The following is a 14,667-nucleotide window of genomic DNA, read 5'->3' as shown; positions in this document are numbered from 1 at the left end:
AGCACGGTTCATTCTGCGGCGTCGGCGCAACACTCAGGGACGACCACTGCAGGCTTGGCGGCGGCCTTTCAGGTGATAATCCCGGGCAGTGCCGGAACTTGGGCGCCTCGCCTGGATGTGTTTCATGCTGGCAAGAGGCGCCGTGGCCGAGGCAAGCGCATTCAGAGAACAGGAAAGGGCAGGTCAATCGTGACGATTCCGGGCGGGGACAAACGCGTCACCCTGGCAGACGTAGCCAAGCTGGCAGGTGTTTCAAAGCAGACCGTTTCAAGGGTGGTAAACGGCAGCGCGCATGTGACCGAAGACACCCGGGAGCGTGTGCTTCACTGTATCGAAACGCTCGGCTTCAGGCCGAGTGCTCTCGCGCGACAGCTCAGTACGGGCAGAAGTCAGACCATCGGTGTGGTGAGTAACGGCGGTCAGGGGTATCTGGTGACCGGCGTCGCCTACCTCGGCATGGTTCGGCAGGCAGATCGCATGGGTTATGCGCTGCTCATCAAGGAAATGGTTGATTTCAGCGCAGGCAGCGTACGGGCCATGCTCGATTTCCTGATCGAGCGACAGGTCGACGGCGTCATCTGGGCCGGACCTGAAATCGGAGACAGTCACGCCTGGCTGGATGACTTCGATCTCGCGTCCCTGCCCATGCCGCTTGTGGCCATCAATGCCAAGGCGCGCCCGGGTGTGGATACCGTCAGTTTCGACAACTTCGAAGCGGGCCGGCTCGCTACGCGGCACCTGCTGAGCCTTGGGCGGCGCAATATCGGACACATTTCCGGGCCGGCCAACCGTTGGGTGACTCAGCAGCGCGTGGAAGGCTGGCGAGCAGCGCTTGCCGAAGCGGGGCTGCCCGAAGCCGGGCGCAATCTCGTTGAAGGCGACTGGGATGTCACCAGTGGCGGGCCCGGGCTGCGCCGTCTGCGGGAAATCTGCCCGCAGCTGGACGCCGTGTTCGTGGGCAGTGACCGGATGGCAATCGGTGTTCTGGCTGAAGCCCACAGACTGGGTCTGCGCGTGCCGGAAGACATTGCGGTCATGGGCGTTGATAACCAGCCGGAAAGTGCCTTCCTGATTCCGCCGCTGACCTCCATGACCCAGGACACGCCGCGCATGGCAGAGGTCGCTTTGCGCCTGCTGGTACGCCGGATCTGCGAGCGCCGTGGCGAGCCTTATCCGGAAGCCTGCGCCATTCCGGAAAGCCCGGTGCTCTATCACGACCTGGTCGTGCGGGCCAGCACGCTCTGCAGCAAGAGCCCGACGCGTTGATCGGGGCAGTGCCGCTCGATGCATGACCCCGTGTTTCAGGAAATGCGGGGCATGCGGTCCAGCAGGCGCGCGGCTGAGAGTCTCAGCAATAGGCGCGAGTTGCCATGCCCGCGCTCGCCGCAGCGTTTGAAGCCGAGCCGGCGACAATAGATTTTTGCGTGTTCGCGCGGACATTCCACCAGGATGTCCGTTGCCTGCCAGTCATTGACCGACTGCAGCAGGCTCCTGATCATCGCGTGGAGCAGGTTTTCAAGCTGGGTCACTTCCTCGAAGGCAACCAGCTCGATCTCGATGAGACGGGCGCCCTGCTGGCGCAGCGACTCGAGTTGCGCCAGATGACGTTGCTCAAGTGCCAGCCCTTCATGGCTGTCGCGTCGCAGGACCAGGATTCCCTGTGCGCGCAGGCTGCGGGAAGCGGGCTGGACTTTGAGCGCAACGGCCACGGCGTGATTCAGGCCGGGACACAGCGGGCGCACATGGCTGCGCTGCCCGTTTCGCGCATGCAGTTTTTCCAGCAGCAGGTGCGCCTGGTACATCTGCCAGGCATTGTTGGCAAGGCCGACCCGGAGGCGCTGGCCGTCGATTTCCAGACTTTGCTCGAACTCGAGTTCGCGCAGCGCATCGAAAAGATGTCCTCCCGATTGATGACCGGACGAGGAACCACAGAACCTTGAGCGCTGAGGTTTCATCGGGCCGGATCCGGGAAAGGCGGGCATCATGACGTTCGAATGAGTGCGGCAGTGGGGAGTTTGGGCTGAGTAATCGCTCTGATGCTGAATGCGTATAACTAAAGTATGGGGGCTAGCTTACCCTCTTTGTATTTCGCGATTGCTATTTGCCGCAATTTCAAGCCGACTAACGGACAGATGGTGGCATGGGCGCAAAAGCATCCGCAACTTGCCCCTGCATCGATCAGAGGGCAAGAGGAGCGCCTGACAGGTCAGGCCCTTGCGGGCGCGAGGCGGACGACTGTTGGGCACACCGGGGACGGTCCGCGCGGCAAGCGCCCGGAAAGTTAAAAAGCCCGGCCCCGCCTTGCGGCGGGTTTCCGGGCTTGGTTGAGGCTCGTGCCGGCAGCGCTCAGATGCTGACTTCTTTCGCTACTTCAACGTATTCCTCGATCTTGTCGAAGTTCATGTAGCGTTAATTTTTCTTCCCTCTACAGCAGGGTTTTGGCGGTTTTTTCTTAGACGCGTCTAAGATTTTCTTGCAGGGACAGGTGTCGCAACAGGAGTTTCCTTGTCGCGAAGGTAGCGGTTGTGGCTGCTTTCGGTGGTGTGGCCAAGGAGTTTTCTGCTGTCGAGACCCTGTTTTTTCGCATCCGTCGCGGAGGCAGCGCGGATATCGTGGAAGTGGGCGTCTTCCACGCCTGCCGCTTTACAAGCCTTCTGCCAGTGGCCGTAGATCGTCGAGTAGGCCAGCAACTCGCCGTTACGCTTGTGAAAGAGCGTCAGGCCTTTCACTGACTGGTGGATCGAGCGCGCCTTGTTGATGGCTGCGGTGAGGTCTGGCGTCATGGTGATCATTACCCGGGCCTTGGTTTTCTGCTGTCTGACGAAGAGGCCCGCCTCGGTAATGTCCGAATACCGGATATTCATTACGTCACCGATGCGCTGACCGGTGATGTAAGCGATTTCCATGAGGCACTGCAGCGTCTCTGGAGCCTTGGCCAGGATCTTTTGGTATTCGTCGGCTGTGATGTAGCGGTCGCGGCGCTTGGTGGCGAACTGTTGGATATCGCGCACCGGGTTGGCTTCGACGATGCCCCAGCGCACCGCACGTTGGAACATCCCTTTCAGGAACGAGTGCAGCAGGTTCGCCATGCTCGGTTTCTTCTTGTGGTGATCAAGGAACTCAGCGACGTGCACCGGCCTGACCTGGCGTGGCGTGAACTTGGCAAAAGATCTCTTCACCCGCTTGGCACAGACGCTGTAGTTCTTATACGTGCTGTCGGCGACCGTGAGCCGCATATCTTCCAACGCCCGGTTTACCAGTTCTGCCATTTCCCCGCGGTTGGTCGTGGCCGTGAGTTGAGCGTACTCCACCAGCGCGTCGTGCAGATCTCGCGCCAGTGGTGTCCATTTGTTCTCTCGGACGATGTAGTAGCGGCCGTGCTTTAGGTGCATCCAGCGCGGTAGCGTTCTGCTCTTAGTCAAGGATCAGCCTCGGTTCTTCGCCGGCAGAGCTGTCTGCCATTCCCATTTTGGAAAGGATAGCGGCCTCCAGCACACGTGGCCATTTGTCCGCCCCAACCACGTATGGGATGCCCTGGCAATCGAGCCAAGCCCGAACAGCGTTCGGGCGCTTCCGGCCACTGAGTTCAGTGAGATTGGTACGCGTGAGGAAGATCATGCCGGCCTCCGGAGGGGGTAGGGGGAAAAAAATCCGTGGATGCGTGGATGTGGTCTGTTGTTGCTGCAAACGATTGAATATAAAAGACAAATGTATCCACGGATTCCACGGGTTGGGGTGTTTTGCGGGGAGCCAACCCGTGGAATCATTTTTGAGCAGCTTCGCGACCCGTGGATTTTTTGCCTGTTCCCGTGGATGCTCTTCATTCTTTCCTCTTTCTCTTCTCTCTCTTTAAAAACAAATAGATAGAAATACATATAGGGAAACTCTCACAAATAATGACAAATGCAACCCGTGGAGAAATCACGCTGTTTCGTGGATATTTCGCACCCTCTCGGCATAAATACCCCGCGCCGATCAATGACTTAGCGACTTATCCACCGAAATCCACGGGTTCTTGAACTCTGCCCGCTCCTGCAATTCCACCGACTGGCGCAGTTTTTGCCCCCTTTGCCTTCAAAGCCTGCCGTTGGGCCGGGTTTCTTGTGCGGGGGGTAAGGGGGGCGGCGGCCAAGCGATTAGCCTCGGCCGGCCCACTTTCCTGATCAGCCGGGCTTTCGCCCGGAAGGGGTGATGAGCCTTGAAATGGGCGCTGCAGGCTTCATGCAGCGGCCGCCATACCTCTCGCCGCGGGTGCGACACCGTCATAGAGCAGGGCATCGCCGCGCTCGCCCCCACGCTGTACGGCGTGCAGGCCGAAGGCCTTCAGGCGCTCCAGGCTGATGGCGGTGAGGTGGCCCATGCGCTGCCGGTTGCCATCCGGGCCGATCATCCGCTCGATGTCGTCCGCCACGATCACGCCGCTGTGGCGCAGCTGCTGCTTGAACACCCGATCGCTCTTCACCGGCAGGCCATTCCAGATGTCTCGCAGGCGCGTGGTGGTCTTGATATGGTCCATGACATGTGAGGGGCGCAGCAGCAGGCAGAGCGCCTCCTCGCCGGCCGCGTCCTTCACAACATCCCAAACGTACGGATGCTCGAAAGAATGGGAGGAGATTTCAGATAGGAGCGTCTCCATGATCCAGACCCAAGGCTCGCGGTCCGCGCTGGTCTCGCCGATGTGCCGGTTCATTTCGGCGAGCACGTCTTGCGGGAAGCCGCCCTGGTCGTAGGCCTCGATGCCGGCGAACTCGCATAGGTAACGCCAGGCCAGCAGGATGCAGGCATAGTTCGCCGCCATCCGCTGCGCGCCATCATCGGTGCCGCTCGCCCGGCTCTTGGCCAGGCAATGCTTGCGGAGCTCCTCGTACTTCCGGTGCACCGCGTGGCGGTCCTGGCTGGCCAGGAATTCCAGCCACTGGCGAACCGGGAAGCGCGGCAGGTCCATGGGCATCATCGGCCCCTTCTTGCCGGTGAGGTCAGCGCGCACCAGCTTGCCCGTCAGCGAGCGAACCGGCACGTCTTCCCCGATGAGGAGCACCGGCGCACACGTCAGATATTCCAGGGCGTCCGTACCGCGTGGCGAGCTCTTGAAGTTGTAGGCCTCCTGCAGCAGGCTGACCGCAGCATCAATCACGACCTGCTGGTTGGCCGAGATTTCCTCCCAGCCCACCGGGTGGCTCGTCGCGCTGGTGGTGATCACCAGGCGAAACGCCGTTTTGATTGCCTCCTTCGAGAACACCTTGATGGCGGTGGTCTGCTCGAGGCGGCCGGTGAGCACGCTCTTGCCGCTGCCCTTGCTCGCCTGGAGTTGCATGTGCGGCCAGAAGCCCAGCAACACCTTCATGTGCGCGCCCATCGTCCAGGCCAGCAGAATGCTGGCTGCGTTATCGCGGAAGGTCGCTTGATACGCTTCGATTACCTTGCGGGCGTCACTGGCCCGGCCGGTCGGAAAGCTCAGGTTGCTGTAAGGGCACTGCTGTTTCGGGTTGGTGAAATAGGTGTCGCTGCCTTCGCTCACGGTCAGCCGGCCGTCCATGAAGCACAGGCCCACGAAGTTCGCGGCCTTGCGCTCGCCGATGCCTGCGCCCCGCTCGAGAATGTTGAGCATGCGCATGAAGCGGCTCTGATCCCACACCGCGCCGAACTTCTTCCAGGTGTCGATGTTGAAGAGCTTCTCGTCCTCCACCACCTGACGCATGAGCTTGTCGCCATGTCGAGCCGCCTGAACCACCGCGGCAAAGGCCACCGAGGGCTGGCTATCTTCTTCACCAGTGGTGGTGGCCACTGTGCCCTGGATCGTGACGCGTGAGAGGCCCGCCACGCGGAAGCTGCAGACCTCTTTCGAATCCATGCTGACCGCGCCCTGGTCGTCCGTCTTGAGCTCGGTGATGTAGGTGGTGAAATCCTTCTGCACGCGGTAGCGCCAATACACCGAGGCGTCATGCCAGGGCAGATAGACGCGCTGCCGTCCTTCCGGCCGGTCATCCTTCTTGTCAAAGCCGGCCATGCCCTGAAAGAGCCAGGGTTCAATACGTCTTAAGGCGCCTGCGAGCTTTTCCGGGCCATGCTCCTTCAGGTAGTCGTTGAGATCACACCCTTCACCCCAGCCGGACATGTCGATGAGCATCGCGGAGATATCGAGACGGGTCAGAATCTCGTGCATTTCCCAGGCTGCGGAGAGCCCGGGTCGGTTGCCAGATTTCTCGTCTACCGCATCCGTGTGATCGAATGCGATGAGCACCTGCCGGCCGCGCAACCAGCGCCAGTCCTTATGCTTGATGTTCTTCGTGCCGAGCACCGCATAGGCCGCCGTCTTCGGGAGCCGAGCACATTCCACAGACAGGGCATTGATGCTGGACTCGGTGAGGATTACCGTACGCGCTTCCGCCAGCTTCCGCGGGCACAAGGTCCAGCCGTGCAGTTGCTTGTCGCCCTGGCATTGAGTCTTGACGCCGCCATTGAGCGCAGGATCGAGGTAGCGCAGATCCACCGCCACGATGCGCGGTGTTGTGAGCTCTCGCACGATGAACGCCACGGCCGGGCCACCGTGACCCGCTTGGCCAGCCTCGACCTTCTTGCTGGTGTAGGTGTTGAAACCGATGCTTTTGCGGGCGATGGCTTCATTGATGAGCTCGACGCTGATGCGACGGCTCATCAGGTAGTCCTTCGCCTGCTCGGCCTGACGCAGACAATCCTCACCGATGCTCTCGGCCAGCGTGCGCTCACGGCGCGGCTCATCGCGCAGCGGCGACTCGGTCGGGATGCCCAAGTATTCATGCAGAAACTTGAGCGCCTCGCTCACGTCATTCGCACGGCCACAGTAAATGACCAGATCGATGCAGCTGCCGGCCGCGCTGTCATCGCCCGCCCAATCCTTCCAGCTCCAGCGGCCGCCCTTTTGCGTGATGGAGAGCGACGGATTCTTCTCCTCGCGGGCGGGGCTGAACCAGTTGGCCTTCTGGCCAGCGCCCTGCTTCATGCCGAGGCTGGCGGCGAGGTCTGGAAGATCTACTCGGTCTTTGATTTCTTCAATGCTTGCCATCTTTGTTGTCACTCAGTTCTGGTCTTCGTTGCGGGCATGCTGTTTGCCGACGTCCGCCTGCCAGGCCTCTCTCGGGCGCAGCTGGGCCGGGGTGGGCGGAAGTCATGCCGCGTTCTCCAGTTTCAGGACCAGAGAGAGGGCGGTCTTGTAGGGGCGGCGTTGGAGGCCCAGCGGCTGGGCCTCTTCGACCAGGGCGGTGAGGGCTGCGAGCAGCTCCGGCGCGGCAGCCATCAGAGTCATGTCTGCCGTGGTGGCGTCGTCTTGCCGCATGGCGAGCACCTGACCGTCCGGGCCTTTGATGAGCTCCGCCGGGTCGATGTAGGCGACGGCCTTCCAGGGGCCGGGGGTGATGCGGGGGGCCATAACAGTCTCCTTCAAACCGCCAGGCGCAGGCCGGAGGCGGTGAGGCGCTGCACGCACTTGGGGCAGCACCAAATCATGGTTGTGCGGGAGGTTTCGACGTAGTCGCCCTGGATACGCAGGGTGGGTACCTTGCATTTGTCGCAGCGGCGGTAGTCGGACTGGTGGAATATCCCGGCGCGATAGGGGCCGGTGGCGGGGCGGGCCATCACAGCACCCCCACCAGCTTGAGCGCGCGGCCGCTGAGGTCTGTGACGACGTGCGAGGTGTTCCGGGTGTTCATGCTGTTGTCCTTCCGATCTTGGCGAGGAAAGCGGATTGATGCGGGGTGACGCTGGCGAGGTGGGCCTCGATGACCGCGAAGCCTTCCTCCGTCTGCATCGCCTGCTGGTAGTCGGCGACGAGCTCGATGCGCTGGGCCTTCGTCCAGCCCTGCACATCCGCGAGGTAGGCGAGGTGGATTCGCAGCTGGGCGCGCATCGCGTCGGTAGGTTCGCGGGTGGCCATGCTCAGGCTGCCTTCACCAGGCTGAGCGGAGCCTTCCTGGCCTGATGGCGGTGGAGCACCGCGTCGCCCCACTCGATGGCCCGCAGGGCCAGCGTTTCGAAGTCTTCCGCGGTGATCACGCCAGACCAGCGGCTCGATTCATTGCGGTACATGGTCACGACCGCGATCAGGCCCTCGTACTCATTGCGGCGGATCTTCTCGGCGGTGGCGGCAGTCACGGCGCGCGGCACGCCGGTGGTGCCGTGATCGTCCAGCGTTTCGACCAGCTCGGCGAGCGCCTCGCCATTGAACTGCGCGTCGAAATAGACGGCAGGCCAGTACATGGCCTCGACAGTGATCCGCCGCTCCCACAGGCCATTGACGGCCGGCATGCGGGGCGCCCGGCGCAGCGCCTCGGTGGCGGCATCGAGCGTGTCGAGTGCGCCGATCAGCGCGCTGGAGGCGGCGCTGTCGCCCACATTGGCGACGCCCTCGACGGTGGCCTTCACGGCATCCGCCGCCTCGATGATCTGGGTGATTTCACGGTTCATGGTGGTGCTCCAGGTTGCGTGGTGGGTGGTGGTGGTCGGGAATTCGGGCGTAAAAGGTCCCGCACGCCTGCTGAAACAGGCATGTCGGGTGGGTCGAGCGAAGGGTTAGCGGGGGATCAGGTCGCGCGGGCCTGGCGGCCGGGCGGGCTGCCGTAGCAGCTCAGATCGGGCGGCGGCTCCGGGTCCAGCCCCGGCAGCTGGAGCTGGTTCGGGTCCGGCGCCGGCGTCGGGGCGAGGGCCTGCTTGCGCAGGCTCTGCGGCAGCTTCAGGCCGTGGTCATAACTGCCTTCGAAGAGGCTCGCCACGATCTCGCGGCTCACCTTGAATCGGCCCGGGCACAAGTGGTTGCTGCAATCCACATACTCCTCGCGCAGCACCTCGGTGAGCTGGCGCGAGGTGCGCACGGTGAGGATCGAGCCGCAGAGCGGGCAGGGGATCGAGGTGTGGCGAAGCACGCTGGTCTGGATAGCCATGTCGCCTCCTACGCGGCAGAAGCGGAAGCAGCCGCAACCGTGCGCCGGCGGCCAATCTCATTGCGGGCAGATTCGATCGCCTCGGCCGCTTCGGCGAGCTCGCGGTCGGCATTGGCCAGATCGGTGGCGTCGCCCTTGTCCAGCACCTGGGCAATGCTCGCCGCAGCCTCACCGCACTCCTTGCTGATGCGCCGCAGGTGCTGGGGCAGGCTCGCATCACTCTGCGCGTCGCTCAGCACATCGGCATGCAGGCCCGTGCCCATCAGCAGCGCATCCATCACCTGCAGACGCAGATCGAGCGGCAGCGCCACGATGAGGCTGCGGATGAAGTTCGCCGGCAGCAGGTTCGTGTCTTTCGTCTCATCATCCAGCCAGCGCCAGACGCGCTCGGCATTGGCGCGCATGCGGTTGAAGGCGTCGCCCCCTTCCTCGAACTGAATGCCGCTGGCCGCCTCGGCGCCGATGCGCTTGTGCACGCCGACGATCTCGGCGATCACCGTTTCACGGCTCCAGTTGTTGCGCTGGCGCCAGGTGGTGACGGCGGCGCGTAGGCTGGCGATCAGGCTTTGTGAGCCGGGACACATGACGCTCGATTTCATTGCGCGTACCTTTCAGATCATCACTCAGCGCTGGGCACCAGATCGGGCTGGTAGGGAATGCCGTTCTCGCGGGACAGGTTCTGCAGCAGCCCGTCGATCAAACCGCGATCGGCCTTCGACACCGTTGCCGCCTTGGCGCGGATCAGCTTGAGGGCGGCGTTCGCCGCGCGGAGCGTGGCCTGGCCGGCGATGTGGCGCTCATTCACCGCGGCCCCGAGGGTTTCGTAGTCGTGCAGTGCGTCGGCCCACTCATTGAGGCGCGCTTCTAGGAAGTCGGCGCCGGTGGTGTTGCCTGCCGCTCGGATCTTGATCGGATTGAGGCTCATCAGATAGGCCGCAACACGGTCCAGGCGGATGCACACCATCTCGCGCTTCTGGTCACCTGCGTTCTGGATATCCTGAATGCAGACACCAAGAAAGCGCGCAGTCCAGTCTTCCTTCATTCGAGAAAACTGGCTCGGCCAATGAAGTCCGAATGAGTCAGAAACGGGTTTGAGCGGTACCAGCTCGGTTCCACGCTCGTTCTTGATTACAGGTAGGGACAGTCCAGCGTATTCAATGGAAATCGTAAGGTGTTTCAAGATTGCTCTCCTTGAGTGGTGGAATCCGAGAATGCGCGGAGCACCAGGACGCGTGCCATGGCACTGAGGGTGCGCCCGTCTGCATCTGCTCGTTTTTGAAGTTCTGCCCGCTCATTCGGTAGCAGAGAGAGATTGATTCGCCCCGCTTCGCCAGTTCCTCTTGGCGTGCGGCTGCGCGGCGCTTGTACGGCGGTGTTTTTCATGGGGTACGATGAGATGCAGTAAAAGACACAACCGAATTGTTGCAGAAAGCTGCAACAAGTCAACAAGGAATTGCAGAAAAATGCATCTCTGGGACCGCCTAAAATCCGAGCGCGAGCAAATGGGGCTCACGCAAGATGAGATGGCCATGCGTTGTGGAACCTCAAAGCGCTCCTATTGCGCTTACGAGTCGGGGGAGACGCAACCCAAGTCTGAGTTCCTGGCTAAGCTGGCCGATGCTGGAGGCGACGTGTTGTACGTCCTAACAGGCAAGCACGCGGTCGGTATCGTTGAAGCCAATGAGGCTGAGATGCTGGCGGCCTATCGCGCAGCGCCGGAGGCCGTCCGCAAAGCAGCGCTTGCCGCCTTACTGACCGGGCAAACCTCCGGGGATTCTTTTATCGTGCACGGCAACGTGGGTGCCCGTATCGACGGACCTGTCACCATCGGTGAGCTCAACGTGGGCGGGAAGCGCAAACGCTGAGTCCGCGTCGTTTCGCAGAGATCGAGGATCGTGGGGCGGGGTGCCCGCCTTATGCCAAAGCCATACAATGACGTCTGAAAGAGCCGCGCAGTGTTTGCTGCGCGGCTCTGTTTTTTTCAATCAGCGCGTGTAGGAATGAGCATGGGAGACAGGTTCGAGTTCAGGCGAAATATCGGCGTGGTGGTCAAAGGCAAAGCCACGCTTCATTGTGTTGCGAGCGAGCTGCCCGCGCCGCCGGTGTATATCGACGAGGCGGAGTTCTACAAGGCAACCGGCATGTGGGCTTCCGCCCCGGCGCGTGTTGCGCTGATCCGCTTGATGAAGGAAGACGTTACCGCCAGATCACTCTCCAAGATCTGGAAAGACGAGATGGAGTTCGTCGAGGACCACTTCACCCTCCGACTGGATCACTGGGTGCCGAAAGTCACCGGCTTGATCCTGATGAGCCTGGGCGTTTGCCTGCTTGCGATCTTCATCGTGATGCACACGTCTCTGCCCGCGGCGTATTTGCTGACACTGGTTTCAGTGCTGCTCGCCGTTGCCTTCTTCATCCTGCTCGCTCAATTCTTCATCCCTTATTCCATCGCCGCACGCATTGAGCCTATGGTGGAAAAGGTCAATGCAGAGCTGCCGGAGATACTGAGGCGGTGGAAAAGGGGGTCTTGAACCTTCAGGCTGCAAGCATCGCCAACTTTTGATGACAGTTCGCTGGCTCGTAACGACCCGTTGCAGAAAGTCAGACTTTTGGAAGGCCGATATTCAACGCAGTGCTAACCAGCGCTGCGCGGACTTATCACGCAGCGTCCTAGGGCCAGCGATCGAAGGGAGTGAGGTTGAGCGTCATGTTGGGCCACTCCGCGCGAACACGTAAGCCTACTGCCCGCTTGGAATGCAAACGCCATTAGGGTCAGTGATGCAACTACGTACGACGACACCATTTTTAATAAGAACCAGGTACGGACGGAACCCTACATACCCGCCAAATGAGTTCTTGCCGTTTACCTCGCCCCTTTGCACATAGCCGAACGCAGCCCTCAGTCCCATGAGCGGAACTGAACTCACCCAACCGGTGTAGCAAGGGGGCTCGTTACGAAACTGCGCAGAGCTCGGATCTTTGAGTTGATTGGCTATTGCAGCCTCCGAGATCGACAGGCATTCCTGTTGCGACATTGGCTGCCCGTAGTCGGCACGCGATATTTCCTCCTGCGTTGGTGCCGAAGCGCAGCCAACCAGCAAAGCGGCCGCGACAAGAGCGGTGACGATATCAACGCAAGTACCAAGTTTCATGATTCTTCCTTTGAGTTGACCAACGTTTGAATGCAGCGACCTACGCTGATTTTCACGCGGGTCCGGTGGGATGATGAGTTAGCCTGCGGTATGCTTCTCAGGGCAGAGGTCGGAAAAGCCGCGGGCGCTTTCCGACGCTTGGCGGTACAAAAACTACCGAGGCGGAACACTCCGGAAGTCGGAAGGCGCTTCGCTTTTCCGACCTACTACTCGGGCCCGGATTCCGGGTTACGGCCTTGAACGGCATGCCGGGCGAGCGTCCTCTCGACGGAAGGGTTAGCGAAGTAATCGGCCGGAAGTCAATCTTGACCGCCTTTAAGAATTAAAGGGTTGTGAGGATTGACCTGAGAGGTTTCACCACTGTCTCCTGGGAACTGAATCTCAAAAGCCGATGGGGAAAGACGAGCTCGGATGACTTGTGGCTTTGCCTCGGATGATTTTGCCCAAGACTCAACTAGTCTTCTCGTGGAGTCGGATGCAGCAACACCCAGCAAGACAGCGCGCAGACAGTTTGGTGGCATTTGGCGCTCACCGGGGCCTCGCTGATAGTGCAGGATGCGCCACTCCTGCTCATACGACCATGCGTCTGACTTCGTAAAGATGGCGTTGTCCAGCATCTCCTCAGGTGTATGAGCTATTGGGTTTGCTTGCGGCCTCGCGTGTTGATAGTGAACCGGTTGCGCCGTGGCAAAGAATTCATCTGACGTGTCATATACGAGACAGATACCTCGATGGCAATCGGCATAGTGAGACCACATGAGGACGCTATCTCTTACCGCAGAAAGGCACATCACGCCTATCTTGGCGGTGACCATGGCTTCGTAGACAGCGGCGGTTTGCATACTGTTTTCTGGCAAGCGCGGATCGCGATTCGGGTCTCGAAGGATCGCCTCGATCTCTCGCTTTCTGTCTTCGCTGGAGATATGCGGCGCTTGTCGCGACCACATTTCGTTCAGATAGGCACGAACTTCGTCCTCTGTGCCCGACAGAGTGAAATCTGGGCGGCTGTCGAACGGATCGTTGAAAGAAGTGGGAGCGGCGAAGTATTGAATTCCCGTCTCGATCAAGCGTTGGGTTCTTGCTTGTGCTTCGCCTTCAATGCTGCGATATCGATAGAGCTGTTTCGGGATGCTGTGCATAGTGAAGCCCTTAAATTTTGACAGCAATTTTGCTTTATAACTCCGGCCACTGCTGGATAAGATCCCGGAAATAAATTCACGCAAAGCCCCTTTTTGCCCATCTTTCCGGCGAGCAGGAAGGATTTCCTACCTTAAAAAGCTATTCGGGCTTGGAGAGGGGGCGTGACGTTCCAATTGATTTGGCGGTGGCGCGCTGAATTGCTCTCAGCTCAGTGATGCGAGCACCCTGCAACTCCACCTGTGCCTGAAGTGCCTGAGTTTCTCGCTGAAGAGCGGAATGCTGCTGACTTACCTGTTCGATAACAGTCAATACTTTCGTCTGCCACTGGTCATCGGTGGTGTTGTTATTTCTGTCTTGAAAGTATGAGAGCACAGAAAATATTAAAGCGACTAACGCAAAGACTGCAGATATACCAACAGACCACACTGCAATTATGATTTGCCTGCGCGTCGACTTATCGTTTCGAATGTCACGCGCGTCCATATCCCCCATCATTTTCGTAGCCGCTGCCACCAAATCTTTGAGGGCCTTAGCGGAATCAGCTGTCATCTGACCAGTGAGTCGATGCAATTCCAATTCTTCTGCACGCTCTTCCCCACGAGTCCAAGCTAGATCCGCCATCAAAGAATTGACCTCACTAAGGTCGTCTTTGCTAGCGGAATAGCTCCCCGCTGCCGTCACGCCATGTGATTTGGTGAGTTTTTCGAATTCGCTCAACGTCACGCCCAAAGCATCTGTGCTCTTCTGCACTTGGTCAAATATGCCACGACTGGAGCCAAGCATCTTCTCGTGCCGTTGCTTCGTCTTCTGACCAAGCTGTTGGACTTCGTCCTCAACCAGCCGAATCAGGTAAGCCGAAGCCTTTTCACCCGCCTCCCGCGCAACAGGTGTGCGTTCTTGACTGTCTTTCAGAGCTGTCTGCCACTCAGACGATTTCACATAGGCTTCAGCAAGCTGCTCCACCTCTTCTTGCGAAAGCGTAGTCGTGATTTCAGGATCGAGAGGAATACGATCCGGTGCTTCTTCGGACTCCAAGGTCAGGCTGCCAATGCTGGTGAGCAAATTCCTGACCTGCTTGATGACGTCCGCAGGGGGAAGCTTTTCGAAGTTATTCAAATCTTTTTCCTGCAGCGGGTACAGATAGATGCGACCAACCGAAGTCCCAGCCTCGGTGACAGGTCTCAAGCGACTGGCTACCTTCAAATCCATTTTTCATCTCCTCGCCACAAATTGCGGATAAGTGGTCTTGTGTTCTGCTTCTAGGCCATGTTGGCACCATTCAAGAGGGTGGTGCTCGCCGAGCTAATTCGGCCCCACTTATTGGCAGGGGGCACACCCTGCAGGCACTTCGACCCCCGCGAATTATTGCTTCCGGCATGCAGGCTCGATCGTCCGCTCCTGGCCGGCACCTGCCCTCCATGTTATCCGCATAGCAGCCGCTCCGGCAGATGGCTGCTTTGCGC

General features: G+C 60.0%; 17 protein-coding genes. 3 read left to right on the top strand and 14 right to left on the bottom strand.

Going from position 1 to position 14,667, the window contains the following annotated elements; genetic code table 11:
* The first annotated feature begins 189 nt into the window (after positions 1-189).
* Positions 190-1,266, top strand: coding sequence for a LacI family DNA-binding transcriptional regulator (locus tag ABDB87_RS17760; RefSeq protein ID WP_345929550.1), 1,077 nt, complete (start codon positions 190-192; stop codon positions 1,264-1,266).
* Positions 1,267-1,301: 35 nt separating this feature from the next.
* Here the strand turns inward: ABDB87_RS17760 and ABDB87_RS17755 are convergent, their stop codons facing one another.
* The 11 genes from ABDB87_RS17755 to ABDB87_RS17710 form a co-directional block, all read right to left on the bottom strand.
* Positions 1,302-1,955: an N-acyl amino acid synthase FeeM domain-containing protein gene (locus tag ABDB87_RS17755; RefSeq protein ID WP_345929548.1), complete on the bottom strand. Its 654-nt coding sequence runs from the start codon at positions 1,953-1,955 to the stop codon at positions 1,302-1,304.
* Positions 1,956-2,462: 507 nt separating this feature from the next.
* Positions 2,463-3,422 carry a tyrosine-type recombinase/integrase gene (locus ABDB87_RS17750; protein WP_345929546.1) on the bottom strand — a complete coding sequence of 320 codons (960 nt, stop codon included), beginning with the start codon at positions 3,420-3,422 and terminating at the stop codon, positions 2,463-2,465.
* Positions 3,415-3,618 (bottom strand): DUF4224 domain-containing protein, encoded by a 204-nt coding sequence (locus ABDB87_RS20585; RefSeq protein WP_353978516.1) that lies wholly within the window; start codon positions 3,616-3,618, stop codon positions 3,415-3,417. The genes ABDB87_RS17750 and ABDB87_RS20585 overlap by 8 nt, the downstream gene beginning before the upstream one ends.
* Before the next feature lie 601 nt (positions 3,619-4,219).
* On the bottom strand, positions 4,220-7,042 hold the full coding sequence (locus tag ABDB87_RS17745; RefSeq protein ID WP_345929544.1) for a toprim domain-containing protein: 2,823 nt from the start codon (positions 7,040-7,042) through the stop codon (positions 4,220-4,222).
* 102 nt (positions 7,043-7,144) lie between these two features.
* A complete protein-coding gene (locus ABDB87_RS17740) occupies positions 7,145-7,405 on the bottom strand; it encodes a hypothetical protein (RefSeq protein ID WP_345929543.1) in 261 nt (86 codons plus the stop codon).
* Between the two features lie 11 nt (positions 7,406-7,416).
* The gene (locus tag ABDB87_RS17735) at positions 7,417-7,614 is read right to left on the bottom strand and encodes a hypothetical protein (RefSeq protein WP_345929541.1); all 198 of its coding nucleotides are present in this window, start codon (positions 7,612-7,614) and stop codon (positions 7,417-7,419) included.
* A 67-nt stretch (positions 7,615-7,681) separates the two neighbouring features.
* Positions 7,682-7,909 carry a hypothetical protein gene (locus tag ABDB87_RS17730; RefSeq protein ID WP_345929539.1) on the bottom strand — a complete coding sequence of 76 codons (228 nt, stop codon included), beginning with the start codon at positions 7,907-7,909 and terminating at the stop codon, positions 7,682-7,684.
* A 2-nt stretch (positions 7,910-7,911) separates the two neighbouring features.
* Complete coding sequence (locus ABDB87_RS17725) at positions 7,912-8,439, bottom strand: hypothetical protein (protein WP_345929537.1); 528 nt, start codon at positions 8,437-8,439, stop codon at positions 7,912-7,914.
* 116 nt (positions 8,440-8,555) lie between these two features.
* The gene (locus tag ABDB87_RS17720; protein WP_345929535.1) at positions 8,556-8,912 is read right to left on the bottom strand and encodes an ogr/Delta-like zinc finger family protein; all 357 of its coding nucleotides are present in this window, start codon (positions 8,910-8,912) and stop codon (positions 8,556-8,558) included.
* Positions 8,913-8,920: 8 nt separating this feature from the next.
* The gene (locus ABDB87_RS17715) at positions 8,921-9,511 is read right to left on the bottom strand and encodes a hypothetical protein (protein WP_345929533.1); all 591 of its coding nucleotides are present in this window, start codon (positions 9,509-9,511) and stop codon (positions 8,921-8,923) included.
* Between the two features lie 20 nt (positions 9,512-9,531).
* The gene (locus ABDB87_RS17710) at positions 9,532-10,092 is read right to left on the bottom strand and encodes a phage antirepressor N-terminal domain-containing protein (protein ID WP_345929530.1); all 561 of its coding nucleotides are present in this window, start codon (positions 10,090-10,092) and stop codon (positions 9,532-9,534) included.
* Positions 10,093-10,375: 283 nt separating this feature from the next.
* On the opposite strand from ABDB87_RS17710, the gene ABDB87_RS17705 reads away from it, so the two are divergent.
* On the top strand, positions 10,376-10,777 hold the full coding sequence (locus ABDB87_RS17705; RefSeq protein ID WP_345929528.1) for a helix-turn-helix domain-containing protein: 402 nt from the start codon (positions 10,376-10,378) through the stop codon (positions 10,775-10,777).
* A 141-nt stretch (positions 10,778-10,918) separates the two neighbouring features.
* A complete protein-coding gene (locus tag ABDB87_RS17700; protein ID WP_345929526.1) occupies positions 10,919-11,443 on the top strand; it encodes a hypothetical protein in 525 nt (174 codons plus the stop codon).
* Between the two features lie 207 nt (positions 11,444-11,650).
* Here the strand turns inward: ABDB87_RS17700 and ABDB87_RS17695 are convergent, their stop codons facing one another.
* From ABDB87_RS17695 to ABDB87_RS17685, 3 genes are all read right to left on the bottom strand, one after another.
* Positions 11,651-12,064 carry a hypothetical protein gene (locus tag ABDB87_RS17695; protein WP_345929524.1) on the bottom strand — a complete coding sequence of 138 codons (414 nt, stop codon included), beginning with the start codon at positions 12,062-12,064 and terminating at the stop codon, positions 11,651-11,653.
* 299 nt (positions 12,065-12,363) lie between these two features.
* The gene (locus ABDB87_RS17690; RefSeq protein ID WP_345929522.1) at positions 12,364-13,287 is read right to left on the bottom strand and encodes a DUF2971 domain-containing protein; all 924 of its coding nucleotides are present in this window, start codon (positions 13,285-13,287) and stop codon (positions 12,364-12,366) included.
* A 55-nt stretch (positions 13,288-13,342) separates the two neighbouring features.
* Entirely contained in the window at positions 13,343-14,413 is a 1,071-nt protein-coding gene (locus tag ABDB87_RS17685) for a hypothetical protein (RefSeq protein WP_345929520.1), read from the bottom strand.
* Positions 14,414-14,667: the final 254 nt, after the last annotated feature.

The sequence above is a fragment of the Uliginosibacterium paludis genome (assembly GCF_039631355.1).
GTDB classification, from domain to species: Bacteria; Pseudomonadota; Gammaproteobacteria; order Burkholderiales; family Rhodocyclaceae; genus Uliginosibacterium; species Uliginosibacterium paludis.
The sequence above is the reverse complement of the archived record's forward strand: the minus strand, read 5'-3'. Positions and strand labels throughout refer to the sequence as shown.